Raw genomic sequence first — 25480 nt, 5'->3', positions numbered from 1 at the left:
CTTCTACTGCGCGTGCGATGGGCAGGATGCTTCGTCCTCCACAGGGGCTTCAGTCTGGAGGCCCGTCAACAGTCATCGTCGTTCGTCACTGCGAAGGGCGGCTGGTTCGGCACGCTGGCGACATGGAAACGCCTCTTGAGATCTACCGTGCGAGCCCGATGCGCGATGCTGGACGATCGGGCGCAGCGATGCGGCGGCGAGCCGCCGGCGACGGGCCCGACCGACTCGTCCGCGTCGGTCCGAACGCGTTCGTGCGCGGAGCCGACTGGGACGCAGCCGGTCCACGGCAGCAGTACGTCACGCGGGTGTTCGCGCGGCTCGGCCGACGCAGCACCTCGGCAGTCGGGTCGCACGTCTCCGCCGTCGCCGTCCACGGGCTTCCCTGGCTCGAAGCGTGGCCGGAAGACGTCCACCTCACCGTGCCGAAGTCGCAGTACCGCGCAGGTACCAGCTCGCTCGTCCTGCACACCCGACCCGTTGCGGCCGTCGAGGTGGTCCGGCACGGGGACGTTCGTTTCACTTCCCTCACCCGGACGGTCGCGGACATCGCGCTCGGCGGCGACGTCCGTTCGGCCGTCCTCGTGGCGGATGCGGCCGTCCGACGAGGAGTGACCAAACGCCAACTGGTGCAAGCGCTCGGCGGTTCCCTGCATCACCGGGGACGCGCCACCGCCTTGCGGGCGATCGAGTTCGCCGACGGGCGCGCTGGCTCCCCGGCTGAGTCGTTCGCACGGGTCGTGTTCCGTGAGTTGGGACTCCCGGCACCCTTCCTGCAACAGGCCTTCGCGGTCGAGGGGCACCGGTACGAAGTCGACTTCTGGTTTCCCGAGCAAGGCGTCGTCATCGAGGTCGACGGTCGGGCGAAGTACGAACAAGCGCGGTACCGGAACGGCCGCTCCGTCACCGATGTCGTCATCGATGAGAAGCGCCGCCACGAGCGCCTCCTCGCGGTCCCGGGTGTGCGGACGATCGTTCGTCTGGAATGGCGGGATCTCTGGGACCTCGATCGCCTGACCCGGCGTCTCCGGGCAGCAGGGCTCGCGTGTGCCGTGCGTCCGCTCCGGAGCGCGCGGGGTGTGGCGGCGTGACCGGCTGCGAAGTCGCGTTGCTCGCGGTGAGACGGCTCAGCACTCCCTGGATAGCGTGACGGCATGGCAGTGCAGGAGATCTGGCTCGTCCGCCACGGTGAATCGGTCGCGAACGTCGCCGCTGCCCGGGCCGAGGCTGCCGGAGCGGACCACATCGACGTCGACTTCCGGGACGCCGACGTCCCGCTCAGCCCGCTCGGCGTGGAGCAGTCACGGTCGCTCGGCCAGGAGCTCGCCGACCGGGGGCTCGACGACGTGCCCGTCACACTCTGGGTCTCGCCGTACTTGCGCGCGCAGCAGACCATCGCGGTCGCGCTCGACGCGGGCGGCCTCGCGGAGCCGCCGAAGCGCGTCGACGAACGGCTGCGGGACCGTGAACTCGGCGTCCTCGACCTCCTGACCCTGCACGGCGTCCGGAGCCGCTACCCCGACGAGGAACGCCGCCGGCAGTGGCTCGGCAAGTACTACCACCGGCCGGCGGGCGGGGAGTCCTGGGCCGACGTGATGCTCCGGCTCCGGTCGGTGCTCGTCGACGTCGACCGGCTCGACGGTCCGGAGCGGCTCCTCGTCGTCGCACACGACGCCGTCGTGATGCTGACGGTCGCCGTCTGTCTGGACCTCGACGAGCCTGCGCTGATGGAGTTCGCGCGGACCCACGCCGTCGCCAACGCGTCGCTCACCCGACTCCGTCGGAGCACGGCCGCGTCGCCGTGGGAGTTGGACGAGTTCTCCGCCGTCGGACACCTGGACGACGACGAGGTCACCGAACACACCGGCCGGAAGGACGACGAACATGTCCGATGAAGCGATCACCCCGAACTTCCTCCGCGACTGGCCGCTCCCCGAAGTCGGAGCCGGCAAGTACGGGCGCGGGCAGGTGCTCGTCGTCGGGGGCGCCGCTCGGACCCCCGGCGCGGCGATCCTCTCGGCGTTCGCCGCGCTGCGAGTCGGGGCCGGACGGCTGACCCTCGCGGTCGGCCGGAGCGTCGCGAACGAGGTCGCCGTCGCCGTCCCCGAGTCCGGGGTCGAGCCGCTCGACGAAGACCAGGACGGGCACGTCGCGCTCGGCGCGATCGAGGGGATCGCCGGGTCGGCCTCGACCGCGGACGCCGTGCTGGTCGGCCCAGGACTGGACGAGCCGGACGGCACGCGCGACCTCGTCGCCGGACTCGCCGACGTGGTCGGGGAGCAGACCATCGTGGTGCTCGACGCCTTCGCGCTCGGTGTCGCCGGTGACGTGCGCGATCGGCTCGAGCCGCTGCGCGGCCGCCTCGTCATGACCCCGAACAGCGGCGAAGCGGAGCGGTTGCTCGGCCGGGAGTGCGGCGATGACACGATGGCCGACGCGGTGGCCATCGCGCAGCGCTTCGGTGCCGTCGTCGCGCTCGGGGACGCCATCGCGACTCCGCGCGGGCGGGGCTGGTTGAAGGGCACCGGGTCGGGCGGACTCGGGACCAGCGGGAGCGGGGACGTGCTCTCGGGCGCGGTCACCGGGCTGCTGGCACGCGGGGCGGAACCGGCGCAGGCAGTGGCGTGGGCGTCGTACGTGCACGCCGCCGCCGGAGATCGACTGGCGGTGCAGGTCGGGCCGCTCGGGTACCTGGCGAGTGAGCTCGTGACGGAGATCCCCCGGGTGCTCGTCGAACTCGGGGCGTGACCGCCCGCAGTACCTGGTGGAAACGGGCGTACTGACCCGGAAGTCCCGACCGGGTACGCCCCAATCGACCCGGCACGCCCGGATCGGCCGGGCACCAGGGCAAGCGGCGGCGAGGGTCAGCCGCGCAGCGACTCCACGGCCTTCTCGATGCGCCGGGCCCGGGTCTCCGGCGCCTTCGCCTGCGACACCGGGTCCACGAGCGCCCGCTGCCGCGAGTTCGACAGCGTGTCGAACGCCGCCCGGACCCCCGCCTCCTGCAGTGCTGCGGACAGGTCCTCGGGGACGTCGACGGAGCGCGGCAGCGTGTCGACCTCGAGCGATACCTCGACGGAGTCCCCGGCGGCGACCCCGGCGGCCTCGCGGTTCTCGGCCGACAGCGGCACGAGGAACTGCTCGTTCATGACGCCGACGGTGGACCGGTAGGTGTGGCCACCGTTGACGGTGACGACCACGGCGGGCCGCTTCCCGGAGCCGAGCGCCTCGATGACGGACGGCGGGACGGGCAATCCGGTCGCCGTCTTCCGTGCTTGCAGGACCGTCGTCGTGAACTGCATCCGTGCCTCCAGGCCGATCCGGACGCGACCACGCGCCCACCGTGAGCAAGACAGCAAAACAGCGAAACAGCAGAACAGCAAGAGCAACCAGCGAAACAGCAGAACAGCAGAACAGCAGAACAGCGGAACAGCAAGAGCAACCAGCAAGAGCGAGCAAACCGTACAGCCGCACCCGCTGTTCCGCCAGCGTTCACCACCCGAGCAGATGCCGGAAACCGGCCGAGTCCACGATCATCCAGAACCCGGACCCCGGGCGGCACGACCCCCGCACGAACCCCCGCACCCGAAAGGCACACCCAGTGCAGCACAAGCGCACCCTGGCCGGCATCGCCCTCGCCGCCGCCGCGATCGTCACCCTCGCCGGATGCTCCGCCACGAGCTCGGCCAGCACGACCAAGGACGACACCGACTGGAAGACCGCCACCAGCGCCGAGTCCTCCGGCGGGATGGACGCCCTCGTGAAGGCCGCCAAGGCGGAGGGACAGCTCAACGTGATCGCGCTGCCGCCGTCGTGGGCCAACTACGGCAAGATCATCGACGGCTTCAAGAAGAAGTACGGCATCACGATCAACTCGGCGAACCCGAACGGCTCGAGCGCCGACGAGGTCGCTGCGGTGAAGTCGCAGAAGGGCCAGTCGACGGCTCCGGACGTGCTCGACCTCGGCAACGCGGTGCTGCAGCAGAACCTCGGCCTGCTGACGGACTACAAGGTCGCGAACTGGGACGACATCCCGACGGACCTCAAGGAGAAGGACGGTGCGTGGACCCGCGACTACACGGGCCTGATGTCCATCGGGTACGACTCCACGAAGGTGAAGGACGCCCCGAAGGACCTGAACGACCTGCTCGACTCCGAGTACAAGGGCAAGGTCTCCATCGCCGGTGACCCGACCCAGGCGAACCAGGCGGCGTCCGCGGTCTACCTCGCGGCGCTCGAGAACGGCGGCTCCGCGGACGACATCACCAAGGGCGTCGACTACTTCGGCAAGCTCAAGCAGGCCGGCAACTTCCAGAACGTGCTGCCCACGCAGGCCACGGTCGCCTCGGGTGAGACCCCGGTCGTGATCCAGTGGTCGTACAACAACCTCGCATGGGGCCCGGCTGCCGGCGCGTCCGGCAACAAGAACTGGAAGACCGTCGTCCCCGAGGGGCAGGCGCTCGGCTCGTACTACTCGCAGGCCATCAACAAGGACGCCCCGCACCCCGCGGCCGCTCGCCTGTGGCAGGAGTACATCGCCAGCCCGGAGGCGCAGAACCTCTACCTGCAGGCCGGCGCCTTCCCCGCCACCCTCTCCGCGATGGAGAAGTCGGGCAAGGTCGACCAGGACGCCCTCGACGCCGCCGGTGGCGCGCCGAAGGACTACGTCGAGCTGAGCGACGAGCAGGTCGCCGCGGCCGCCAAGGTCCTGTCGGCCAAGTGGTCCCAGACGATGGGCTCCTGAGCAGCATGACCACCGCATCGGCAGCCGGCGCCGCGGGCCCCGCGGCGCCGGCCCGGCCGGGAGCCCCGGCACCCGCGGGCACTGCCGCGGGCCCGGCCCGGCCGGGAGCCCCGGCCGCCGCCGCCACAAGCGCGGCCGCCGGGCAGACCGATGCCACCGCCCGCCGCGTCGCCGGACCCCGTGTCCGGCGCCGCGGCGGCCTCGCGTGGCTCGGCCTGACCCCGTTCGCGCTCTACGTCCTCCTCTTCCTCGCCGTTCCCGCGGTGATCGCGATCGGCAGCGGCTTCTTCGACGGCAGCGGCCGGTTCACGGTCGCGAACCTCGCCGCCTTCGCGGACCCGTCCGTCCTCCGCGCCTTCGGCGGCTCGTTCGGGCTGTCCGCGGTGTCCGCCGTGATCGGTGCCGTGATCGGCGCGGTCGTCTGCTGGGCACTGGCGGCGCTCCGGCCCGACGGCGTCGTCCGGTCGATGATCGACTCGGCCGCGAGCGTCCTCGCCCAGTTCGGCGGCGTCATGCTCGCCTTCGCGTTCATCGCGACGATCGGCGTGCAGGGCCTCGTCACGACGTGGCTCATCTCGGCGTTCCACGTCGACCTCAACGCGAACGGCGCCTTCCTGTACACGGTGCCCGGGCTCGTCATCCCCTACGTCTACTTCCAGGTGCCGCTGATGGTGCTCACGTTCATGCCTGCCCTCGAGGGCGTCAGGTCCCAGTGGGGCGAAGCCGCCGCCACCCTCGGCGCCTCGCGTCTGACCTACTGGCGTCGCATCGGCCTGCCGGTCCTCGCGCCGGCGTTCTGGGGATCGCTGCTGCTGTTGTTCGCGAACGGCTTCTCGTCGTTCGCGACCGCGGCGGCACTCATCTCGCAGGGCGGGATCGTGCCGCTCACGATCCGCACGCAGCTCACCAGCGAGACGATCATCGGCCTGCAGAACGTGGCCGGGGTGCTCGCCTTCGGCATGGTCGTCGTGATGGCGGTCGTGATGACCGGGTACTCGCTGCTGCAGCGTCGCGCTGCGAGGTGGCAGCGATGACCGCGGCGCAACCGATCGGCTCGGGTCCGGCACAGCGGCCCGGCTCGCGTCCGGCGCGACGGACGACAGGGCGGCCTGGAGGCGCGACCCGCGTCCCCCGCTTCGGCGCGGCCCCGTCGCGGGTCACCGCCGCGATCGTGCTGGTCGTCGTCGGCCTCGTGTTCGCCGTCCCCCTCGTCGCCCTCGCGCAGTTCACGTTCCGCCAGGGCACCGACGGCAGCCTGACGCTCTCGCACTACACGGCGATCGCGGACCCGGTGAACGCGGCGACGTACCAGCCGGTGTTCGACGGGCTCGGCGCCTCGCTCCTCATCGCGCTCATCACCGTGGGGATCGTGCTGCTCGTGCTGCTGCCGGCGCAGATCATCACCGCGCTCCGCTACCCGCGGCTCCGCCGGGTCCTCGAGTTCGTCTGCATCGTGCCGATCACGGTGCCCGTCGTGGTCCTGGTCGTGGGTTTCATCCCCGTGTACCAGGTGGTGGCGCAGGTCTTCGGCTCGGACGCGTGGACGCTGTCCTTCGCGATCGGCATCATCTCGCTGCCCTTCGCCTTCCGACCGATCGCAGCGGCCATCACCGCGATGGACATGACGGTGCTGTCCGAGGCGGCCCGTTCCCTCGGCGCCTCGTGGTGGACCGTGACGTGGCGGGTGCTCCTGCCGAATCTCCGCCGTGGCATCACCGCCGCGTGCTTCCTCACCATCACGGTGGTCCTCGGTGAGTACACCCTCGCCTCGTTCCTCTCCCGCACGACGTTCCAGACCGCGCTCCTGCTCGTGCAGGGGACCGATCCGTACGTCGCCGCGATCTTCTCGCTCGGCGCGCTCCTGTTCGGGTTCGTGCTGCTCGTCGTCATCGGCCGGATCGGGCAGCGCCGCACCGGCACGCGCCGTACCGGCCCCCGCCGCTCGCGCGGCCAGAAGGAGTCCGCATGACCGTCACCGCCCCCGCCGCCCCCGCGTCGCTGTCCACCACCGGTGCGACCGTCGAGCTCGAGGCCGTCGAGAAGCACTACGGCACCCACCGCGCCCTCGCCGGGCTGTCGCTCCGCATCGAGCCGGGCGAGTTCGTCTCGCTCCTCGGGCCGTCCGGCTGCGGGAAGACCACGGCGCTCCGAGCACTCGCCGGCCTCGAGGCCATCGACGCCGGCTCGATCCGCATCGACGGCACCGACGTCGCGCAGACCCCGGTGAACAAGCGGGACATCGGCATGGTGTTCCAGCAGTACTCGCTGTTCCCGCACATGACCGTGCGGCAGAACGTCGCGTTCGGGCTCGAGATGCGCCGGGTGCTGGCAGCGGCGCGTCGCCAGCAGGTCATCGACGCGCTCGACATGGTGCACCTCGCCGACTTCGCCGACCGGTACCCGCACCAGCTGTCCGGCGGCCAGCAGCAGCGCGTCGCCCTCGCCCGCGCGCTCGTCACGCGGCCCCGGGTGCTCCTGCTCGACGAACCGCTGTCCGCCCTGGACGCCAAGGTGCGGGTGTCCCTCCGCGACGAGATCCGCCGGATCCAGAGCGACCTCGGGATCACCACGGTCTTCGTCACCCACGACCAGGAGGAGGCCCTCGCCGTCTCGGACCGCATCGCGGTGATGAACGCCGGGGACATCGAGCAGATCGGCACGCCGGAGGAGCTCTACCGGCACCCGTCGTCGGCCTTCACCGCGGACTTCGTCGGGCAGTCGAACCGGCTGCGGGGTGACCTGCGCGGCGGCGACGTCTTCGTGTACGGCTTCCGGGTGCCGGCGCTCGCCGGCTCGGTCGCCGACGGGCCGGTGCTCGCCTACATCCGCCCGGAGGACGTCGCGTTCGCCGAGGACGGCGTCACCGGCACGGTCGTGGCCTCGAGCTTCCTCGGCTCGATCCGCCGCACGACGGTCCGGCTCGACGACGACACCGTCGTGATGGTCCAGCACGAGGTCGCGGACCGGCGCGCGGCCGGCGACGCCGTCGCGGTGCGCCTGCTCGGCGCGCCCGTCGCGGTCGCGCCGATCGCGTAGCGGGGCCCGCGCGGCTGCGCGCGCCCGCGCGGCTGGCCGCGGCGAGACTCGGCCAGAGCGACAGTTCTCGTGGCGCACGCCGCGAGAACTGTCGCTCACCCCGAGACTCGCTTCGCGGTCGGGCCGCGGTCCGGACCCGCACCGTGCCTCCAGGCAGCCGACGCGCGCTCCGGGCCGGCGGCCGAGTCTCGGGCTGAGCGACCGATCACGCGTTCGCGGCCGGGAGATCTGTCGCCCACACCGAGTCTCGGAGCCGCTGACCCGAGTCTCGGGTCAGCGCTGGAACCGCGTGGCCGGGTCGTCGGACAGGGCCGCGTCGATCCGTGCCCGCATGTTCGCCGGCATCTCCGGCAGCGCGTCGAGCGGCGCCCAGAAGGCCTCGGTGTTCTCGCCGTCGGCCGGGAAGGGGTCCCCGGACACGTACCGGCAGGCGAACACCAGGTCGAGGTACTGCGCCCGGTCGCCGTTCGTGTACGTCATCTCGGGCAGGACCTGCACCCACGCCAGGCGTTCGGCGACGGCGACGACGTCGGCCTCCTCGAGGACCTCGCGCTCGGCCGCCACCGCGGGCTCCTCGCCGGGATCGACGATGCCCGTCACCGGCGTGAACGCCGCGGTGTCCGCCCGTCGCACGACGAGGAGCTCGCGGTCCGCACCCTCGCCGCGCGTGACGACCGCGGTCACCCCGGTCAACCACAGCGGGTCGGTACCGATCTTCGAGCGGAGGGACAGGACGAAGTCAGGCGTGGGCATGCCGCCACGCTACCGACCGTGCCCCTGTCGAAGACTGGTCATGACCAGTAGGCTGAGGGTGTGGAGATCATCATCCTGCCCACGCCGGCTGAGGTCGGTCGCGTCGCCGCGGCCAAGATCGCTTCCGTCGTCGCGAAGAAGCCGTCCGCCGTCATCGGAGTCGCCACCGGGTCCAGCCCGCAGGGCATCTACACCGACCTGCAGCGTCGCGTCGACGCGGGGGAGATCTCGTTCGCCGAGGCCCGCGCGTTCGCCCTCGACGAGTACGTCGGGATCCCGCTGGAGCACGCCGAGTCCTACGCCAGCGTCATCGCCCGCGACGTCACCGCACCCCTCGGGTTCGACCCGTCCCGGGTGCGCGTGCCCGACGGGCGTGCCGGTGACCTCGAGTTCGCGGCGAAGGAGTACGATGCCGCGATCCGGGCTGCGGGCGGGGTCGACGTGCAGATCCTCGGCATCGGTGCCAACGGACACATCGGGTTCAACGAGCCGACGTCCTCGTTCGCGTCCCGGACCCGCATCAAGACCCTCGCCCCCTCGACGCGTGAGGCGAACGCCCGGTTCTTCGACTCCCTCGAGCAGGTGCCCACGCACTGCATGACGCAGGGCCTCGGCACCATCCTCGACGCCCGCGAACTCGTCCTCGTCGCGCAGGGCTCCGCGAAGGCCGACGCGATCGCCGCCGCGGTCGAGGGGCCGCTCAGCTCGTTCGTCCCCGGCAGCGCGCTGCAGCTGCACCAGCACGCCACCGTCGTCGTCGACGAGGAAGCCGCCGCCGGCCTCCAGCTCGCCGACTACTACCGCTACACCTACGCGAACAAGCCGGCCTGGCAGCTGTTCGAGTAGCAGTCCCGGACGGGCGACTCAGCCGTCTGTGCGCCGCTCGTACGCGGTCTGCAGGCGGCTGAGCCCTTCGTCGAGGGTGTCCGCCGAGCAGCCGAAGTTCAGCCGCGCGAAGCCGAGCCCCTGCCGCCCGAAGTCCGGCCCGCTGCCGAGCGCGACCTTCGCCTCGTCGACGAGCGGCCCCGCGGGGTCCTCGCCCCACGGCAGCGCGCGGAGGTCGAGCCACGCCAGGTACGACGCCTGCGGCTGCCGGTAGCCAGCGCCGGGCAGCACGTCGCCGAGCCGTTCGGCGAGCGTCCGCCGGTTCGCCGCCAGCTCGGTGAGGAGCGATGCCAGCCAGGGGCCGCCCTCGCTGAACGCCGCCACGCTCGCGGTGTAGCCGAGGATGCCGGTGCGCTCGACGACCTCGATGGGCATGCCGTCGAACCACGCCCGCGCCCGAGGCGACGCCCCGATCATCAGGGCGCACTTCGTGCCGGCGAGGTTCCAGGCCTTGCTCGCGCTCGTCAGGGCCACCCCGAGGGCGGCAGCCTCGGGGCAGGAGTCGAGGAACGGGGTGAACGTGGCGTCCGCGTGCACGAGCGGGGCGTGGATCTCGTCCGACACGACGACGGCGTCCCACTCGGCGGCAAGCCGTGCGAGTGCGGCGAGGGACTCCCGGTCGTGCACGAGTCCGAGGGGGTTGTGCGGGTTGCAGAGCAGCACCGTCCGGGCGCCGTCCGCGAAGGCCCGGGCGATGCCGTCGAGGTCCATCCGCCAGCCGGCCGTCGTGTCGAACGGGTCCGGGTCGCCGTCGGGTGCGAGCAGCGGCACCTCGGTCACCGATCCACCCGCCTCGGCCACGTACTCCCAGAACGGCGGGTACACCGGCGGCATGATGACGACCTGGTCACCCGGTTCGATGACCCGGCGGAGCGTCTCCACCGCGGCGACCGACACGTCCGTGGTCGTGCGGACGAGGTCGGGGTCGACGTGCCAGCCCCACCGGTCCTCGGCGAAGTCGACGAAGGCCTCGGGCAGGGCGCGGCCGTGGCCGACGTACCCGGTGTCCCCGTTGGTGACGGCGGTGACGAGGGCGTCGCGCACCGGCTCGGCGAGCATGCTGTCCATCTCGGCGACGAACATCGGCAGCACGTCCGGCGGGTAGGCCGTGTACTTCTCGCTGGTGCGGGTGCGGTACGCATCGAACATGGAGACCATGACGCTCATGGCCTCATCATCGCAGCCGAGTGTCAGCCGCAGAGCGCGGATCTCGTGAGCACCGGTCGGGTTCGGTGGCGGATTCCCGCGGCCCGGCCCCACCTCCCCCGCGAACAGGGGGTTGGGGACACCGAGAAGTACATCGCAGACTGACGCAGTTCTCGACCCGAAGGAGCACCGTGTCCGTCCAACCGCCGCAGCCGCCCAGTGTCCGACCGTGGCGGAAGGTGCCCGTCATCACGTGGATCGGCGTCGGGTTGACCGCGCTCCTCGCGTTCATCGGCCTCGCGTCGTCCGGCTTCTGGAGCGCGGTCATGCTGGCCGCTCTGGTCGTCCTGATCACCGCGGTGTACGGCGTGCTGTTCCGACGGACGACCTGGCTCCGGCTCCCGCGGAAGCGGCCCGCGGCGGCGATCGGTGCCGGCGTCGCGTTCGTCGTCCTGATCGGCTCGACCTCGGCGTTCGGGGCGACGCACCCGACGCCGTCGACGCCGGTCGTGGCCGCCGCGTCGCACGCACCGGCGAGCGCCGCGCCCGGCCGACCGCACGCGCTGGTCGCCGAACGCACGGCGACACCCGCGCCCACGACGACGCCCACGCCGACACCGACCCCGACACCGACCCCGACACCGACCCCGGTCGTCGTCACGAAGACGGTGACCGAGACGATCACGGTCCCGTTCTCGGCGCAGAGCGTCCAGGACGCGACGCTCGCGAAGGGTTCCTCGACGGTCACGACACCTGGAGTGGCCGGCGTCCGGACGAAGACCTGGCGGGTCACCACCACGGACGGCGTCGAGACCGGGCGCACACTCGTGAGCGACGCGGTCACGATGCCGCCGGTCGCCCAGGTGACCTCAGTCGGCACGTACGTCGCCCCACCGCCCGCTCCGGCGCAGCCCTCGTGCACGAACGGGACGTACGTGAACAGCGCGGGCAACACGGTCTGCCGGCCGGAGGTGTCGAGCTCCGCACCGAGCGGGGCCACCGCGAAGTGCGGCGACGGGACCTACAGCTTCAGTCAGTCCCGCAGCGGCACGTGCTCGCGGCACGGCGGGGTCGCCGCCTGGCTCTGAGAGCCCCTGCCGGGCGAGCCGGTCGGTGACGGTCGTCATCGACCGGCGCCAGCACTAGTGCGAGAGCTCGTCCTCGACGAAGGCTGGCCGCGCGAGGGTGGCCGCCGGGATCGCTGCCATCAATGCGATGCCGAGCAGGAAGAGCAGCGGGACCGTCCAACCGCCGCCGGAGTCGTGCAACACCCCGACCAGGAGCGGGCCGAGCGCACCGAGCGCGTACGCGGTGCCCTGCGCGAACCCACTCAGCCCCACGGTGCCGCCGTGGGTCCGCGTCCGGATGTTGATCAGCACGAGGCAGACGGGGAACAGGATCGACCCGATCCCGATGAGGACCGCCCACAGGACCGGGAGCGTGGCCGGCGCGAGGAGCAGGCCGAGGTACCCGAGGGCGAAGCCCGCGATGCCGGTGGCGATCAGCCAACCGACGTTGCGCGGCCGGCTGGCGAGGAGCGGTGCGAGGAGTGCGCCGGGAACGCTGACGAGGCCGGTGACGGCGAGCAGGACGCCCGCCTGGGTGGGCGTCGAGCCGGCGACGTCCTGCAGGATCTCGGGCAGCCACGCGAACGCCGCGTAGGTGCAGATCGTGCTCGTCGAGAAGAGCGCGGTGATCGACAGCGCCGTGCGTGAACGCCACGGACGAGTGCGCGCGCCAGACCGCGGCGTCTCGACGGCACCGGGCCCCGAGCGCCGCTGCCGACGCTGCTGCACCAGGACGACGAGCCAGGGGACGAGTGCCACGGCCGAGATGACCGGCCACAGCGCGAGCGACGATCGCCACCCGTACAGCGCGGCGACCGGCGCGGCGAGTGCGGCGGGCACGGCCGTGCTCACGCCGATGACGCACGCGTAGAGCGCGGTGATCAGCGGGACTCGGTCGGGAAAGTACCGCCGCACGACGGAGGGGAGCAACACGTTGCCGACGCCGGTCCCCGCGAACGCGACGGTGCTGCCGAGGAGCAGCACCGCGACCCCCGGTGCGACCGCGCGGACGAGCTGCCCGACGGTCATCAGGGCCAGCGCGAGGACGATCCCGCCGTCCAGGCCGAGGTGCCGGGCGACGCGTGGGGCGGTGAACCCGGATGCCGCGAAGAGGAGCGGCGGCAGGGTCCCGAGGAGGCCGACGTCCAGCGTCGAGACCGGGACGTCGACACGGATCGCACCCAGGATCGGGGACACCGCAGCCACCGCCTGGCGAAGCGTGAACGCGACGAGGACGATGCCGACGAGAGCCGCGGTGCGACCAGCCCAGAGGGGGAGGCGGCGACCGTCGAGCACTTCTCGAGTCTAGGTGCCCGACCAGCGCACCGGACCCGGGCCCGACCAGCGCACCGGACCCGAGCCCGACCAGCCCGGGTCAGCCGTGGACGTGGGCGAACGGGTGCAGGACGAACACCGCGGGGGGCATCGGTCCGTCCACCGTGGGCGTGAGCGTCAACCCGTCCATGGAGACCGTCCAGAGCACGCGGATGACGCGCCCCTCGGACTCGATCGTGAGGACTCGACCCCGCACGCTGAACGTCATCTCCTCGATGCTCGACGGGTCCGCTCCGTGCCCGCCGAGCATGGTGAGGCGCGGTCGGTGGAAGACGAGCATGCGCCATTCGGGTGCTTCGCTGAGACCGCTCCGGTTCCCCGGCGGAGTCGCGCGGCTGGACGGGGCGAAACCGAGGTCCTGCCGCGAGAGCTCCGTGCGCCAGGCGCCCTCGAGGACGCTCGCTCCGGGGTCACGCGGCTGCGCGGGGTGCTCCGGGGTGGGACGCGGTCCGGCGGATGGGGCCGGCGATGCGGCTGCCGTCGGTGGTCCGGCACGGGACGGCCCCGCTGACGGGGGCGTGTCCTCGGTCGGTGGAAGGGTGCAGGCGCTGGTCGCCGCGACCACGATGATGAGCAGTGCGGTCGTGTCGAGCACATGCGATGTCGCGAACGTGCGGTGCATGGCGGGTCCTTGGTGGAGCCGAGCGACCGACCCGGATCGCCGTGATCGGATCGGGTGGCGAGGACCGCGGCCGGCGTCGGCCTCTGCGGTCGCGGGTGGGTGCGCGAGCTCCGGACCACCCCGTCCGGGGCAGTGCTCCGGACGAACGACGACCCGTGCGGCGACGGCCGTCCTGGCGTCGGCGACGTCTCGCCGAGTGCTGCTGACGGTACGCCGGATCCGCCACGACCACCAGCGCCGGGGACGGGTCGAGCCGACGCGACGCGACGCGGTACGGCCGTGGCCGTGTGCGTTGGCCGTCCCGCGCGCCTGCGGTGTTCGTGGGTGCTGCGACGTCAGCGCAGCTCGCGCCCAGCACCCCAGACGCGCAGCACCTCGAGCGACGGCGACATCGCCACGAGGTCCGCGGCGAACCCCGGCGCGAGCCGTCCCAACCGGTCGCCGAGCCCCAGCGCCGCCGCCGGCACACTCGTCAGCGCGGCGACGGCCTCGGGCAGCGTCCGTCCGGCACGGGTGACGGCGTTCCGCAGTGCCACGTCCTGCGTCAGCGTCGACCCCGCGATGGTGTCGGTGCCGGCGACGTGGGCGACGCCGTCGGTCACGGTGACGTCCAGCGAACCGAGTCGGTAGGACCCGTCGGCCGCACCGGCTGCACCCATGGCGTCGGTGATCAGGGCGACGCGACCCGGGGCGGCACGGAACAGGGTGTCCGCCACGACGGGGTGCACGTGGACAGCGTCGAGGATGAGTTCGAGGGTCACGCGGTCGTCGGCGACGGCGGCGCCGATCGGCCCGGGCGCCCGGTGGTGCAGGCCCGGCATCGCGTTGAACGCGTGGGTGAGCAGCGTGGCGCCGGCGTCGAACGCTGCACGTGCCTGGTCGTGGGTGCCGACGGTGTGCCCGACGGCGACGGTGACCCCGGCGGCGACGAAACGGCGGACGGCGTCGAGGGCGCCGGGCAGCTCGGGCGCGATGGTGACCTGACGGATGACACCCTCGCCGGCGGCGAGCAGGGCGTCGACGTCGCCGGCCGTCGGCGCGAGCAGGAACGACTCGTTGTGGGCGCCCTTGTTGTGCGGGGAGAGGAACGGCCCCTCGAGGTGGGCGCCGAGCACGAGCGGGTCGGTCGCCATCACGGCGCGCACCCGGCCGAGCGACCCCGCGAGCGCCTCGACCGGGTTGGCGACGAGCGACAGCACCGAGCGGGTCGTGCCGTGCGTCCGGTGCACGGTGAGCGCCGCGGTGAACGACTCGTCCTCGTACGCCGCCGTCGCGCCGCCGTGCCCGTGCAGGTCGATGAACCCGGGCGTCAGGACGGCGTCCCCGAGGTCGACGACCTCGTCCGCCGCGGGGGCCTCGGGACCGGAGCCGACCGCGTGGATCGTGTCACCGACGACGAGGACCCAGCCGTCCGCCGTGGAACCGGCCGCGTCGACGACGCGCGCCGACCGGACCAGCGTGCTGCGTGCCTCCAGGCCGACAGCGCCGACAGCATCGACGCCGACGCCGACGCCGACGCCGACGCCGTCGGCACCGGCGCCGCTCATCGCGACTCCTTCCGGAACTGCACCACACCGGACAGCGCCGCGACCACGATGAAGACCAACCCGATCACCGGGTGCCCGATCGAAATCCAGCACGCACCGGCGGCGACCACGAGCGCGACCTCCACGATCGTCTTGCCCACCACGTCCGTCTCGATCGGCGACGCCGGCGAGCGGAAGAAGTACCAGACCACCGCCGCGAACACGGGTGCACCGATCATGAAGAGGATGCCCGGCATCGGGAACGGCCACGCGAAGTAGCCCCACGTCGCGAGCGACAGCAGGCCGAACGTGCAGACGAGGATGCGGAGCACACGCCAGCCGTCGAAGTCCCGCCGCGGTGTGCCGATCGCCGACGGGTCGGGGACCTCTCCCCAGTCGACGGGGGACTGCGGGGCGTTCGTCATGGTGCTGCCTACTTGAAGATGATCGTGCGGGCGCCGTCGAGGAGGACTCGGTCCTCCGCGATCCAGCGCACCGCCTGGGTGAGCGTGCGGGACTCCTCGTCCTGCCCGATCGAGACGAGCTCGGCGGGGTCCTTCGTGTGGTCCACACGCACGACGTTCTGCTCGATGATCGGCCCCTCGTCGAGGTCGCTCGTCACGAAGTGCGCGGTCGCACCGATGAGCTTCACGCCGCGGGCATGGGCCTGCCGGTACGGGTTCGCACCCTTGAAGCCGGGCAGGAACGAGTGGTGGATGTTGACGGCACGGCCCTCCAGCGCGGCGCAGAGGCCCGGCGACAGGATCTGCATGTACCGGGCGAGGACGACGAGTTCGATGTCGTGCTCGTCGACCGCCTCGAGGATGCGCTGTTCCATCTGCTGCTTCGACGCGGTGTCGGTGACGGGCCGGTGCTCGAACGGGACGGAGTAGAACGACGCCAGCTCGGACAGGTCCGCGTGGTTCGACAGGACGAGGGGGACCTCGATCGGCAGCTGCCCGCCACGCTGGCGGTAGAGCAGGTCGTTGAGGCAGTGCCCGGCCTTCGACACGAGCACGAGGGTGCGCAGTGGGCGGCCGACGACGTCGAGCTGCACGCGGGCGTCGTACCGTTCGGCGACCGGGGCGAGCGCTTCCTCGAACGCGGCGCGGTCGACGGGCGCCATGACCTGCAGGCGCATGAAGAACGTGTTCGTGTCGACGCTCGAGAACTGCTGCGACTCGGTGATGTTCCCGTTCGCCGCGACGACCGCTCCGGAGACGGCGTGGACGATGCCGGGCTGGTCGTCGCAGACCAGGGTGAGGGTCCAGTGCGTGGGGGCCTGGTGGGTCGGGTCGGTCACCGCATCAGGGTACCGGGGTCGGGCGGTCCGCCAACGCCCGGTCGGCGATCGTCAGCACGCTCAGCAGCACCGCGACCCCGATGATCACCCACGCCAGCACGTGCAGGTCCGGGGTCGTGGGCGCCTGCCCGAACACCCCGCCGATGAGCGACGACGCGGCGATCGCGCCGATGTAGACACTCGTCCGGGACAGCCCGGCGGCCGTGCCGATGTACGACGACGGCACCACCCGGTAGAGGGCGGCCTGGTTCGACACCGACGCCAGCGCCTGCGGCACCCCGAACAGCGCGGGCGCGAGCACGAGCAGGAACACCGGTGACCCGCTGTGGAGCAGCAGCAGGAGCGCACCGCCGACGATCGGCACGACGGCTGCGATGACGAGCGGTCCGCGCACGGCGGTCTTCCGCGCGATGAGGAACGACGCGACACCGGCGACGATCGCCGCGGGCAGCTGCAGGTACCCGGCGACGTCGCTCGAGTACCCCGCGACGTCCTGCACCCACTGCGAGAAGCCGTAGGTCATCGTGTACGCCAGCAGGTACACGAGGAACAGCCGCACGTAGGTCCGCGACAGCGCCCCGTTCCGCGCGAGCATCCGGACGTCGACGAACGGTCGGACGGCGCGGAGCTCCCACAGCACGAGCGCGACGAGCAGCACGATCGCGACGGCGAGCAGCCACCAGAGCCCGGCGGACAGGTCGAGCAGGAACACCAGCAGCGCCGAGACCGTGCCGGTCATGAGGAGCATGCCGAACGGGTCGAGTGCGGTGAGGACCGGCAGGTCCTCGTCGGTGCGGGGACGGAGCCGGTCGGAGGGCAGCCACAGCACCGAGACGACGATGCCGAACACCGCGAGCGGCACGTTGACGAGGAAGATCGCGTGCCAGCCGAACGCCGCGATGAGCGCGCCGCCGAGCGGCGGGCCGGCGGCAGCGGAGACGAGCGAGGTGATGGACAGTGCACCGAGCACGAGCGACGGTGTCGGCTTGCCGATGCGCGCCGAGTGCTGCCGGAGGGTGGTCAGCGCGGCCGGGTAGGCCGACGAGGTCCCGATGCCGATGAGCACGCGGGCGAACACCGCTCCGCCGAAGCCGGTCAGGAACTCGGGCACGACGCCGGCGACGCCGACGATGACGAGCCCGGTGAGGAACACCTTCTTCGGGCCGAACCGGTCCGCGAGCTTCCCCATCGTCGGCTGCGCGATCGCACTCGCCAGGTACAGCGCCGCGACGAGCCAGATCGCCTGCGCCGCCCCGATCCCGAGGTCGCGGGAGATCGGTGCGAGCGCGACCGACACCATGGTGGTGTTGATCGGGTTGAGGAGCGGCCCGACCAGGACGGGGATGAGGAGCTTCGGCCCGAAGCCGCTGCCCTGCGGGCCGGTGGCGACGGGTGTGGAGGCGGTTGCGGTGGACGTGGTGGTCTGCCTTCGCGACGTGGTCGGGACGTGACGGGCCTGGAGGCGCGGCCTGCGTCCACGACGCAGGTCCCGCCTCCGGGGCGGTCACCGCTCGACGAGGGTTCCGAGGATGGTGAGGGACCGGGCGACGGTGGCGCGGTCGTCGGGGTCGAGCGCCGCGAGGCGTTCGGCGAGGAGGCGGGTGCGGGAGCGGTGCGAGTTCTCGCGGGCGGTGCGTCCGGCGTCGGTGGCCTCCACGATCGTGCGTCGGCCGTCGGTGGGGTCCTGCGAGCGGACGACGAGCCCGAGGTCCTCGAGCGCCTGGACGGTCGCGCCCATCGACTGCGGTCGGACCCCTTCGGCGCGGGCGAGTTCCGCCGTGGTGGTGGCGCCGTCGCGGACGAGCCGCCCGAGGACCGCCGACTGCGAGGCCGTGACGACGTCGACCTTGCCGACGAGCGTGGTGCGGCGGAGGCGTCCGTAGAGCGTCAGCAGGTCGCCGGCGAGGGCGGACGGATCCGGTGATTCCATACCGCCACGGTACTACTTCGACAGTCCGACTTGCAAGGCAACCTGTTGAATCGGCGGGCTGGCGACGGGGAGGTGGCCCGCTCCTCCAGGCACCTGCGCCGGATCAGGGGACGGCGTCTGCGGGCCCGGTCGTCTCGGCCAGCACCGGACGGAGCGCTGTGACCACGGCGCTCGCCGCCTCGTCGCTGCCGAACCACCGGTTGCTCGCGAGCACCCGCGGGTACGCCTCGGCGAGGAGTGCCCGGCCGGCCGGCGTCAGGGCGACCCGCGAGAGCCGGCCGCGTCCCCGCTCGGCTCCGCGGTCGAGGAGGCCGCGCTCGTGCAGCCCGGCGACGAGTGCCGTCATGCTCTGTGGACGGACGCCGACGAGGCGCGCCAGCTCTGCCTGACTCAGCGCATCGGCGGCCGCGAGCTGGATGAGGACGCCGAACTCGACGGGGGAGAGGTCGAGGGGATCGAGCTCCGCGGCCAGGCCCCGCGCGAGCTCGCGCGCCGCCCGGATGACGGTCCAGGCGGCGATCGCGTCGACGTCGTCGCGCGTTGCTGGGAAGTCCTGGGGCACGGGGTCAGCGTACGGCGTAGGGTTTGGTATCAGTTAGCTGATACGAGGAGATCCCATGGGTGCAACCACCAGCGGTGTCGTCGCCGTCACCGGAGCGACCGGCGACGTCGGCGGGAAGACGGTCGAGATGCTCCACGATGCGGGCGCCCACGTCCGAGCGGTCGTCCGGCGACCCGAGCAGGTCGCGGCGTTCGAGGCCCGCGGGATCGAGGCCCGGCTCGCCGACCTGGGCGACGAGGTCGCCATGACGACCGCACTCGACGGCGTGGACCAGCTGTTCCTCGTCACCGCCGCGACCCGGCAGCAGCGTCAGCACGGATCGACGGGGGTCCGTGCTGCGGCGGCTGCGGGCGTCCGCGCGATCGTCCACCTGTCCGGAGGAGACGCCGCCGAGCAGTCACCGATGCCGTGGGCGAAGGCGATCTGGGAAGTGGACCGCGACGTCCGGGCGAGCGGCCTCCAGTGGACGATCCTGCACCCGTCGGGCTTCATGACGAACCTGGTGTCGTCGGCGCCGGCACTCGCCCACGGGGTGTTCCCGCAGACGATGGGCCGCGGGGGCATCGGGTGGATCGACACCGCCGACATCGCCCGCGTCGCGACGACGGTCCTGCTGGCCGGCGAACACGTCGGTGCGGAACCCGTGCTGACCGGGCCGGAGCTCCTCGACGGCCGGGGCGTCGCCCGCGCGCTCTCAGTCGGGGTCGGGCGCCGGATCCGGTACCTGCACCTGCCGAGCCGCGTCTTCCGTGCCGTCCTCCGGGCGAACGGGGTGCCGTCGTGGCAGGCGGAGGGGCTCCGGCAGCAGTTCGGTTGTGTCGCGCGTCGCGGGCTCGACGGCGTGGACGTCATGACGGACGAGGTCGAGCGGATCACCGGGACCGCCCCCACGTCGATGTCGGAATGGGCCCGGGCGAACCGGTCGGCGCTCGTCGGTGCCGACCAGCCCGCGTCGGCGCGTCAGCCCGTCAGCGGGCAGCTGTGAGCGTCTCGACCAGGTGTTCCTGCACGTACCCGAGCCAGTCGTAGACGTCCCGCAGGCCGACGCCCGCGTCCGAGCCGTACGACCGCTCCTCGCTCGCGGCGTCGACGATGCCGAGCCGGTCCGCGATGGTCAGCCGCAGGTCCGTCAGGCAGCGGAGCCAGGCCTGCTCGTCCTCGGGAGTGAACGCCCCGTCCTGCGCCCCGGTCAACCAGCCGTGGACCCTCGACGCGTTCGTGGACTTCTGCGCGACAAGGTCCGACTCGGTCCAGCGCCGGAACTCCGCGCTCGCGTCGGCGTCGCCCGGGTACGCGTCCGGGAACATCCGGGCCGCGACCGGGTCCGACGACAGGTCACCGGCGAGGACCTGCTGCAGCTGCTCGGTGAGCGAGGTGAGGACGGAGCGCTCGCCGGAGGACATGCCGAGGTGGACGCCGTCGGCGCGGCGGACGAACGGGATCACGGAGTCGGGGCCTTGTCGACGGAGGCCTGCAGACCGTACCCGTGCATCGCCTCGACGTGGGCCTCCATGGCCTCACGCGGGCCGGTCGCCACGATCGCCCTGCCCTCGTCGTTCACCTGCCGCATCAACCGCTCCGCCTTGGGACGGGAGAAACCGAAGTACTGCTGGAAGACGTAGGTGACGTAGGACATGAGGTTCACCGGGTCGTCCCAGACGACCGCGACCCACGGGGAGTCCGGCCGCACACTCGTGCGCTCGTCCACGTCAGGCGACAGCAGGGTCATGCAACCAGGGTGACACGAACCGGCTCGCTCGGTACGATCGGGGGGTCGCGACTGGCGTTGGATGGGTCACCATCGGGGAGCGACACCTGACACGGTGCGCGGCCGTACGCCTGGGCCACGACCACCCGTCCACCCCGTCGTGCGCGTGCGTCCGACGGAGTCGCGCTGCGAGGCGCGGCCAGACAACGAGGAGACCCGTGTCCATCACCGATCTGACGCCTGCCACCACGCAGTCCACGTTCAACGCCCCGCTCAGCGAGGTCGACCCCGAGATCGCGAAGGTGCTGCAGCAGGAGCTCGGCCGCCAGCGCGACTTCCTCGAGATGATCGCCTCCGAGAACTTCGTCCCGCGCGCCGTGCTCGAGTCCCAGGGCTCCGTCCTGACGAACAAGTACGCCGAGGGCTACCCGGGCAAGCGCTACTACGGCGGCTGCGAGTACGTCGACGTCGCCGAGTCCCTCGCCATCGAGCGCGCCAAGAAGCTGTTCGGCGCCGAGTACGCGAACGTCCAGCCGCACTCCGGCGCCACAGCGAACGCTGCCGTCCTGCACGCCATCGCGTCCGCCGGCGACACCATCCTCGGCCTCGAACTCTCGCACGGTGGGCACCTCACCCACGGCATGAAGCTCAACTTCTCCGGCCGCATCTACAACGCCGTGTCCTACGGCGTCGACCCCGAGACCTTCGAGGTCGACTACGACGACATCCGCGCCAAGGCCATCGAGCACCAGCCGAAGGTCCTCATCGCCGGCTGGTCCGCCTACCCCCGTCAGCTCGACTTCGCGAAGTTCCGCGAGATCGCCGACGAGGTCGGTGCGAAGCTCTGGGTCGACATGGCGCACTTCGCCGGCCTCGTGGCCGCGGGCCTGCACCCGTCGCCCGTCCCGCACGCGCACGTCGTCTCCTCGACGGTCCACAAGACCCTCGCCGGCCCGCGCTCCGGCCTGATCCTGTCGAACGACGAGACGCTGTTCAAGAAGCTCAACTCGGCCGTGTTCCCGGGGCAGCAGGGCGGCCCGCTCATGCACGTGATCGCCGCCAAGGCCACCGCGTTCCTGCTCGCCGGCACGCCGGAGTTCAAGGACCGCCAGGAGCGCACCATCCGCGGTGCCCAGGCGCTCGCCACCCGCCTGACCGCCGACGACGCGAAGGCCGCCGGCATCGACGTCCTGACCGGCGGCACCGACGTGCACCTGGTGCTCGTCGACCTGCGCACGTCCGAGGTCGACGGCAAGCAGGCCGAAGACCTGCTGCACGAGGTCGGCATCACCGTGAACCGCAACTCCGTGCCGTTCGACCCGCGCCCGCCGATGGTCACCTCGGGTGTCCGCATCGGCACCTCGGCGCTCGCCACGCGTGGCTTCGGCGACGCCGAGTTCACCGAGGTCGCCGACATCATCGCGCTGACGCTCATGCCCAACCCGGACATCGAAGCGCTCTCGGCACGGGTCAAGGCCCTGACCGACGCGTTCCCGCTCTACGCGTGAGCGGCGCCGTGGCTGCACCGCTGCCGCGCGCGCTGTGGGCCGGGGAGGGCTCTGCCGTCCGCATCGACGGCACCGCCCTCGCCGCCCGCACGCTCGACGACCTGAAGCTCCGCATCGACCGCCTGCACGACCACGGGTTCCGCCCGGGCCTCGGCACGATCATGGTCGGCTCCAACCCCGGATCGGTGTCGTACGTCGCCGGCAAGCACAAGGACTCGGCGCAGATCGGGCTCGACTCGGTCCGCATCGACCTGCCGTCCTCCGCGAGTGCCGCCGACATCCGGGCGGCGATCCTGCAGATGAACGACGACCCCCGGGTCACCGCGTTCATCGTGCAGCTCCCGCTGCCGCAGGGCATCGACCCGATCCCGATGCTCGAGCTGATGAACCCGGCGAAGGACGCCGACGGCCTGCACCCCACCAACCTCGGTGAGCTCGTGCTCGCCGTCCCGGGCGGAGCCGGCACGATCGACGCTCCGCTGCCGTGCACCCCGCGCGGCATCGTCGCCATGCTCGAGGCGTACGAGATCCCGATCCGCGGCGCGCACGTCACGATCATCGGGCAGGGCCTGACGGTCGGCCGGCCGCTCGGACTGCTGCTCACCCGACTCGAGGCCACGGCGACGCTCACGCACTCGCTCACGGCCGACGTCGCGGCCGAGTGCCGGCGTGCGGACATCATCGTCGCTGCCGCGGGGGTCGCCGGGCTCGTCAAGCCGGACTGGGTGCAGCCCGGTGCCGCCGTGATCGACGTGGGCATCACCCGCGTGGTGAACGAGGAGACCGGGAAGGCTCGTCTCCGCGGCGACGTCGACCCCGCGGTCGCGTCCGTCGCCGGGTTCCTGTCGCCGGTGCCCGGTGGCGTCGGGCCGATGACCCGCGCGATGCTCATGAAGAACGTGGTCGAGGCTGCCGAGCGTCACCTGCACTAGCGCGGGTGCTCGGGCGGTGCCGCCTCGGCGCTGCCTCGGTGCCGCCTCGGTGCCGCCTCGGTGCCGAGTCTCGCGCTGAGCGACACATCACGGGCATTCGGCCGCGTGAACTGTCGCTCAGCGCGAGACTCGCCCCGCCGTGCGCCGGGCGCGGGCCGCCGTACGCCGGGCGCGGGCCGCTCAGTCGCGCCGGGCGCCCTGCGCAGCGTGCACGGTGAAGACGTTCGGCTCGCGGTACCCGGCGTCGGCGAAGGCGGCGGTGACGGCCGTCGTGATCGCATCACGGGCCTCCCGGTCGACCAACGCGATCGCCGCACCACCGAACCCGCCACCGGTCATCCGCGATCCGACCGCACCGTGCGCCATCGCGGTCTCGACCGCGAGGTCGAGCTCCGGCACGGAGATCTCGAAGTCGTCGCGCATCGACTCGTGCGAGGCGACGAGCAGCGAGCCGATCGCCCGCGGCCCCTGCTCGCGGAGCGTGCGGACCGTGTCGAGGACCCGCTGGTCCTCGGTCACGACGTGGCGGACGCGGCGGAACGTCTCGTCGTCGAGGAGCTCCTGCGCGCGCGGGAGGTCGTCGACCGACAGGTCGCGCAGTGCCTCGACGCCGAGGACCTCGGCACCCTTCTCGCACGATGCCCGGCGTGCGGCGTACCCGCCCGTGGCGTGGGCGTGCTCGACCCGGGTGTCGATGACGAGGACCTCGAGGTCGTTCGCCTGGAGAGCGAGATCGACGACCGCGGTGTCGAGCGTGCGGCAGTCGAGGAACACCACGGCGTCCTGCTCTCCGAGGAGCGACGCCGACTGGTCCATGATCCCGGTGGGGGCCCCGACGGCGTGGTTCTCGGAGTACTGGCCGACCCGTGCGAGGGCCTTGCGGTCGAGTCCGAGCTCCCACAGGTCGTTGAAGGCGAGGGCGACACCGCACTCGATCGCGGCGCTCGACGACAGACCGGCGCCGACCGGCACGTCCGAGTCGATGAAGACGTCGAACCCGGTCTTGTCGGAGAGGTCCGCGCCGGCGTGCTCGCGGAGCGCCCAGGCGATGCCGAAGACGTACGCAGACCAGCCGTCCATCGCGTCGGGCGAGAGCTCGTCGAGCGACAGCGACACCGGGCCGCCGGACTCGTCGAACGCAGACGCGACACGGATGACGCGGTCGTCCCGCTGCGCGATCGTGGCGGTGGTGCGCCGGTCGATCGCGAAAGGCAGCACGTACCCGTCGTTGTAGTCGGTGTGCTCGCCGATCAGGTTGACGCGGCCGGGCGCGGAGTACCGCACCGTCGGCTCGTACCCGTAGACCTGCTGGAACGTCATGCGCGCTCGATCCCTCCTCGGATGAACTCGGCCGCCTTCTCGGGCACGAGGTCCCCGATCCAGGCGCCCATGGCGGCTTCACTGCCGGCCAGGAACTTCAGCTTGTCGGCCGCCCGGCGGGGCGACGTGATCTGCAGCATGAGCCGCACGGTGTCGCGGGCGGTGTGCACCGGTGCCTGGTGCCACGCGGCGATGTACGGCGTCGGGTCGCCGTAGAGCGCATCGAGCCCGCGGGTGAGCCGGAGGTGCATGAACGCGAGCTCGTCCTTCTCGGCGTCGGTCAGCCCGGCGAAGTCGGGCACGTGCCGGTGCGGCAACATGTGGATCTCGATGGGCCAGCGCGCGGCGAACGGCACGAAGGCGGTGAAGTGCTCGCCCGCGAGGACGACCCGCTCGGACGCCCGCTCGTTCGCGAGGTGCTGCTCGAACAGGTCCGGTCCGAACCGCTCGATCGAGGCGAGCAGCCGCTGGGTGCGCGGGGTGACGTACGGGTAGGCGTAGATCTGGCCGTGCGGGTGGCGCAGCGTGACGCCGATCGCCTCGCCGCGGTTCTCGAACGGGAAGACCTGCTGGATGCCGGGCATCTCGGACAGGGCCGCGGTGCGGTCCGCCCACGCCTCGACCACGGTGCGCGCCCGCGACTCGGTGATCGACGCGAACGAGCCGGCGGTCTCGGGGGAGAAGCAGACCACCTCGCACCGGCCGACGGAGCGGAGCTGGCGGTTCAGGCCGACGTCGCTCAGCGAGTCGAGGGACTCGGGTGCGTCGTCCGCCTCGAGCAGCGGGCCGAACGACGGCGAGCGGTTCTCGAACACGGCGACGTCGTAGCGGCTCGGGATCTCGGAGGGGTTCGCGGCGGACTGCGGCGCCAGCGGGTCCTGGTCGGCCGGCGGCAGGAACACGCGGTTCTGCCGCGACGCCGCGATCGACACCCACTCGCCCGTCAGGACGTCCTGCCGCATGCGCGCCGTCTCCGGCCGCGGGTCGAGCACGCGCTCGTCGATGCTGCGCTCTGCGGGCAGCGTCGAGTCGGCGTCGTCGAAGTAGATGAGGTCGCGGCCGTCCGCGAGCTTCGTCACGCGCTTGGTGATCACCGCACCACCCTA

The 25480-nt window shown here is 72.1% G+C and carries 27 protein-coding genes and 1 riboswitch; of the genes, 12 read left to right on the top strand and 15 right to left on the bottom strand.

Going from position 1 to position 25480, the window contains the following annotated elements; all coding sequences use genetic code 11:
• Positions 1 to 122 precede the first annotated feature (122 nt).
• The 3 genes from BLT36_RS00795 to BLT36_RS00785 all read left to right on the top strand — a co-directional run bounded on the left by BLT36_RS00795 (position 123) and on the right by BLT36_RS00785 (position 2745).
• On the top strand, positions 123 to 1088 hold the full coding sequence (locus BLT36_RS00795) for a hypothetical protein (protein WP_139166303.1): 966 nt from the start codon (positions 123 to 125) through the stop codon (positions 1086 to 1088).
• A gap of 63 nt (positions 1089 to 1151) precedes the next feature.
• A complete protein-coding gene (locus BLT36_RS00790) occupies positions 1152 to 1892 on the top strand; it encodes a histidine phosphatase family protein (protein ID WP_092091083.1) in 741 nt (246 codons plus the stop codon).
• Positions 1882 to 2745 (top strand): NAD(P)H-hydrate dehydratase, encoded by an 864-nt coding sequence (locus BLT36_RS00785; protein ID WP_092091081.1) that lies wholly within the window; start codon positions 1882 to 1884, stop codon positions 2743 to 2745. The genes BLT36_RS00790 and BLT36_RS00785 overlap by 11 nt, the downstream gene beginning before the upstream one ends.
• A gap of 116 nt (positions 2746 to 2861) precedes the next feature.
• On the opposite strand, the gene BLT36_RS00780 is transcribed toward BLT36_RS00785, so the two are convergent.
• Complete coding sequence (locus BLT36_RS00780; RefSeq protein WP_092091080.1) at positions 2862 to 3299, bottom strand: YdeI/OmpD-associated family protein; 438 nt, start codon at positions 3297 to 3299, stop codon at positions 2862 to 2864.
• Between the two features lie 299 nt (positions 3300 to 3598).
• Between BLT36_RS00780 and BLT36_RS00775 the strand changes: the two genes are divergently transcribed.
• The 4 genes from BLT36_RS00775 to BLT36_RS00760 are packed head-to-tail and all read left to right on the top strand — an operon-like array spanning position 3599 to position 7777.
• A complete protein-coding gene (locus BLT36_RS00775) occupies positions 3599 to 4741 on the top strand; it encodes an ABC transporter substrate-binding protein (protein ID WP_092091078.1) in 1143 nt (380 codons plus the stop codon).
• 5 nt (positions 4742 to 4746) lie between these two features.
• A complete protein-coding gene (locus tag BLT36_RS00770) occupies positions 4747 to 5775 on the top strand; it encodes an ABC transporter permease (RefSeq protein ID WP_139166302.1) in 1029 nt (342 codons plus the stop codon).
• Positions 5772 to 6710 (top strand): ABC transporter permease, encoded by a 939-nt coding sequence (locus tag BLT36_RS00765; RefSeq protein WP_092091074.1) that lies wholly within the window; start codon positions 5772 to 5774, stop codon positions 6708 to 6710. The genes BLT36_RS00770 and BLT36_RS00765 overlap by 4 nt, the downstream gene beginning before the upstream one ends.
• Positions 6707 to 7777, top strand: a complete 1071-nt coding sequence (locus BLT36_RS00760) for an ABC transporter ATP-binding protein (protein WP_092091072.1) — start codon at positions 6707 to 6709, stop codon at positions 7775 to 7777. Before BLT36_RS00765 ends, BLT36_RS00760 begins: the two co-directional genes overlap by 4 nt.
• Positions 7778 to 8050: 273 nt before the next feature.
• On the opposite strand, the gene BLT36_RS00755 is transcribed toward BLT36_RS00760, so the two are convergent.
• Positions 8051 to 8530 (bottom strand): NUDIX hydrolase, encoded by a 480-nt coding sequence (locus tag BLT36_RS00755; RefSeq protein WP_092091070.1) that lies wholly within the window; start codon positions 8528 to 8530, stop codon positions 8051 to 8053.
• Between the two features lie 60 nt (positions 8531 to 8590).
• Here BLT36_RS00755 and nagB point away from each other — a divergent pair, with 60 nt between their 5' ends.
• Positions 8591 to 9376, top strand: coding sequence for a glucosamine-6-phosphate deaminase (nagB, locus tag BLT36_RS00750; RefSeq protein WP_092091068.1), 786 nt, complete (start codon positions 8591 to 8593; stop codon positions 9374 to 9376).
• Between the two features lie 18 nt (positions 9377 to 9394).
• Here nagB and BLT36_RS00745 read toward each other — a convergent pair whose 3' ends face one another.
• On the bottom strand, positions 9395 to 10582 hold the full coding sequence (locus BLT36_RS00745) for a MalY/PatB family protein (protein WP_092091064.1): 1188 nt from the start codon (positions 10580 to 10582) through the stop codon (positions 9395 to 9397).
• 218 nt (positions 10583 to 10800) lie between these two features.
• On the opposite strand from BLT36_RS00745, the gene BLT36_RS18880 reads away from it, so the two are divergent.
• A complete protein-coding gene (locus tag BLT36_RS18880) occupies positions 10801 to 11649 on the top strand; it encodes a DUF3761 domain-containing protein (protein WP_217638253.1) in 849 nt (282 codons plus the stop codon).
• Between the two features lie 54 nt (positions 11650 to 11703).
• Here BLT36_RS18880 and BLT36_RS00735 read toward each other — a convergent pair whose 3' ends face one another.
• From BLT36_RS00735 to BLT36_RS00700, 8 genes are all read right to left on the bottom strand, one after another.
• Positions 11704 to 12924, bottom strand: coding sequence for an MFS transporter (locus tag BLT36_RS00735; protein WP_092091062.1), 1221 nt, complete (start codon positions 12922 to 12924; stop codon positions 11704 to 11706).
• 79 nt (positions 12925 to 13003) lie between these two features.
• A complete protein-coding gene (locus BLT36_RS00730; protein ID WP_092091060.1) occupies positions 13004 to 13585 on the bottom strand; it encodes a hypothetical protein in 582 nt (193 codons plus the stop codon).
• A 335-nt stretch (positions 13586 to 13920) separates the two neighbouring features.
• A complete protein-coding gene (gene nagA, locus BLT36_RS00725; RefSeq protein WP_175529428.1) occupies positions 13921 to 15132 on the bottom strand; it encodes an N-acetylglucosamine-6-phosphate deacetylase in 1212 nt (403 codons plus the stop codon).
• The gene (locus tag BLT36_RS00720; protein WP_092091058.1) at positions 15129 to 15536 is read right to left on the bottom strand and encodes a YrdB family protein; all 408 of its coding nucleotides are present in this window, start codon (positions 15534 to 15536) and stop codon (positions 15129 to 15131) included. Before BLT36_RS00720 ends, nagA begins: the two co-directional genes overlap by 4 nt.
• An 8-nt stretch (positions 15537 to 15544) precedes the next feature.
• Positions 15545 to 16414: a formyltetrahydrofolate deformylase gene (gene purU, locus BLT36_RS00715; RefSeq protein ID WP_092091056.1), complete on the bottom strand. Its 870-nt coding sequence runs from the start codon at positions 16412 to 16414 to the stop codon at positions 15545 to 15547.
• A 4-nt stretch (positions 16415 to 16418) separates the two neighbouring features.
• Complete coding sequence (locus BLT36_RS00710) at positions 16419 to 17750, bottom strand: MFS transporter (RefSeq protein ID WP_302847110.1); 1332 nt, start codon at positions 17748 to 17750, stop codon at positions 16419 to 16421.
• Positions 17751 to 17918: 168 nt separating this feature from the next.
• Entirely contained in the window at positions 17919 to 18344 is a 426-nt protein-coding gene (locus tag BLT36_RS00705) for a MarR family winged helix-turn-helix transcriptional regulator (RefSeq protein WP_092091052.1), read from the bottom strand.
• A 103-nt stretch (positions 18345 to 18447) separates the two neighbouring features.
• On the bottom strand, positions 18448 to 18906 hold the full coding sequence (locus BLT36_RS00700) for a MarR family winged helix-turn-helix transcriptional regulator (protein ID WP_175529427.1): 459 nt from the start codon (positions 18904 to 18906) through the stop codon (positions 18448 to 18450).
• 55 nt (positions 18907 to 18961) lie between these two features.
• On the opposite strand from BLT36_RS00700, the gene BLT36_RS00695 reads away from it, so the two are divergent.
• Positions 18962 to 19891, top strand: coding sequence for an NmrA family NAD(P)-binding protein (locus BLT36_RS00695; protein WP_092091048.1), 930 nt, complete (start codon positions 18962 to 18964; stop codon positions 19889 to 19891).
• On the opposite strand, the gene BLT36_RS00690 is transcribed toward BLT36_RS00695, so the two are convergent.
• The gene (locus BLT36_RS00690) at positions 19875 to 20351 is read right to left on the bottom strand and encodes a DUF2017 family protein (protein ID WP_092091046.1); all 477 of its coding nucleotides are present in this window, start codon (positions 20349 to 20351) and stop codon (positions 19875 to 19877) included. The genes BLT36_RS00695 and BLT36_RS00690 overlap by 17 nt on opposite strands.
• Positions 20348 to 20635 (bottom strand): ATP-dependent Clp protease adapter ClpS, encoded by a 288-nt coding sequence (gene clpS / locus BLT36_RS00685; protein WP_092091044.1) that lies wholly within the window; start codon positions 20633 to 20635, stop codon positions 20348 to 20350. The genes BLT36_RS00690 and clpS overlap by 4 nt, the downstream gene beginning before the upstream one ends.
• A 37-nt stretch (positions 20636 to 20672) precedes the next feature.
• A riboswitch (ZMP/ZTP riboswitch) is annotated at positions 20673 to 20758 on the top strand.
• An 80-nt stretch (positions 20759 to 20838) separates the two neighbouring features.
• On the opposite strand from clpS, the gene glyA reads away from it, so the two are divergent.
• Together glyA and BLT36_RS00675 are read left to right on the top strand one after the other, a co-directional pair.
• Positions 20839 to 22122, top strand: coding sequence for a serine hydroxymethyltransferase (gene glyA, locus BLT36_RS00680; RefSeq protein WP_302847109.1), 1284 nt, complete (start codon positions 20839 to 20841; stop codon positions 22120 to 22122).
• A gap of 32 nt (positions 22123 to 22154) precedes the next feature.
• Complete coding sequence (locus BLT36_RS00675) at positions 22155 to 23054, top strand: tetrahydrofolate dehydrogenase/cyclohydrolase catalytic domain-containing protein (RefSeq protein ID WP_092094181.1); 900 nt, start codon at positions 22155 to 22157, stop codon at positions 23052 to 23054.
• 180 nt (positions 23055 to 23234) lie between these two features.
• Here the strand turns inward: BLT36_RS00675 and galK are convergent, their stop codons facing one another.
• Positions 23235 to 24374 (bottom strand): galactokinase, encoded by a 1140-nt coding sequence (galK, locus tag BLT36_RS00670; RefSeq protein WP_092091042.1) that lies wholly within the window; start codon positions 24372 to 24374, stop codon positions 23235 to 23237.
• Positions 24371 to 25468, bottom strand: a complete 1098-nt coding sequence (galT, locus tag BLT36_RS00665; RefSeq protein WP_092091040.1) for a galactose-1-phosphate uridylyltransferase — start codon at positions 25466 to 25468, stop codon at positions 24371 to 24373. Before galT ends, galK begins: the two co-directional genes overlap by 4 nt.
• Between the last annotated feature and the right edge of the window lie 12 nt (positions 25469 to 25480).

Source organism: Curtobacterium sp. UNCCL20 (assembly GCF_900101675.1).
Classification (GTDB): domain Bacteria; phylum Actinomycetota; class Actinomycetes; order Actinomycetales; family Microbacteriaceae; genus Curtobacterium.
This window is presented reverse-complemented; position numbering and strand designations above follow the sequence as displayed.

What these genes read in the sequence shown, in the direction of transcription:
- BLT36_RS00795 (WP_139166303.1), top strand. Translation starts at nt 123, where the DNA reads ATGGAAACGCCTCTTGAGATCTACCGTGCGAGCCCGATGCGCGATGCT.
- BLT36_RS00790 (WP_092091083.1), top strand. Translation starts at nt 1,152, where the DNA reads ATGGCAGTGCAGGAGATCTGGCTCGTCCGCCACGGTGAATCGGTCGCG.
- BLT36_RS00785 (WP_092091081.1), top strand. Translation starts at nt 1,882, where the DNA reads ATGTCCGATGAAGCGATCACCCCGAACTTCCTCCGCGACTGGCCGCTC.
- BLT36_RS00780 (WP_092091080.1), bottom strand. Translation starts at nt 3,299, where the DNA reads ATGCAGTTCACGACGACGGTCCTGCAAGCACGGAAGACGGCGACCGGA.
- BLT36_RS00770 (WP_139166302.1), top strand. Translation starts at nt 4,747, where the DNA reads ATGACCACCGCATCGGCAGCCGGCGCCGCGGGCCCCGCGGCGCCGGCC.
- BLT36_RS00765 (WP_092091074.1), top strand. Translation starts at nt 5,772, where the DNA reads ATGACCGCGGCGCAACCGATCGGCTCGGGTCCGGCACAGCGGCCCGGC.
- BLT36_RS00760 (WP_092091072.1), top strand. Translation starts at nt 6,707, where the DNA reads ATGACCGTCACCGCCCCCGCCGCCCCCGCGTCGCTGTCCACCACCGGT.
- BLT36_RS00755 (WP_092091070.1), bottom strand. Translation starts at nt 8,530, where the DNA reads ATGCCCACGCCTGACTTCGTCCTGTCCCTCCGCTCGAAGATCGGTACC.
- BLT36_RS00745 (WP_092091064.1), bottom strand. Translation starts at nt 10,582, where the DNA reads ATGAGCGTCATGGTCTCCATGTTCGATGCGTACCGCACCCGCACCAGC.
- BLT36_RS00730 (WP_092091060.1), bottom strand. Translation starts at nt 13,585, where the DNA reads ATGCACCGCACGTTCGCGACATCGCATGTGCTCGACACGACCGCACTG.
- nagA (WP_175529428.1), bottom strand. Translation starts at nt 15,132, where the DNA reads ATGAGCGGCGCCGGTGCCGACGGCGTCGGCGTCGGCGTCGGCGTCGGC.
- BLT36_RS00720 (WP_092091058.1), bottom strand. Translation starts at nt 15,536, where the DNA reads ATGACGAACGCCCCGCAGTCCCCCGTCGACTGGGGAGAGGTCCCCGAC.
- BLT36_RS00705 (WP_092091052.1), bottom strand. Translation starts at nt 18,344, where the DNA reads ATGGAATCACCGGATCCGTCCGCCCTCGCCGGCGACCTGCTGACGCTC.
- BLT36_RS00695 (WP_092091048.1), top strand. Translation starts at nt 18,962, where the DNA reads ATGGGTGCAACCACCAGCGGTGTCGTCGCCGTCACCGGAGCGACCGGC.
- clpS (WP_092091044.1), bottom strand. Translation starts at nt 20,635, where the DNA reads ATGACCCTGCTGTCGCCTGACGTGGACGAGCGCACGAGTGTGCGGCCG.
- galK (WP_092091042.1), bottom strand. Translation starts at nt 24,374, where the DNA reads ATGACGTTCCAGCAGGTCTACGGGTACGAGCCGACGGTGCGGTACTCC.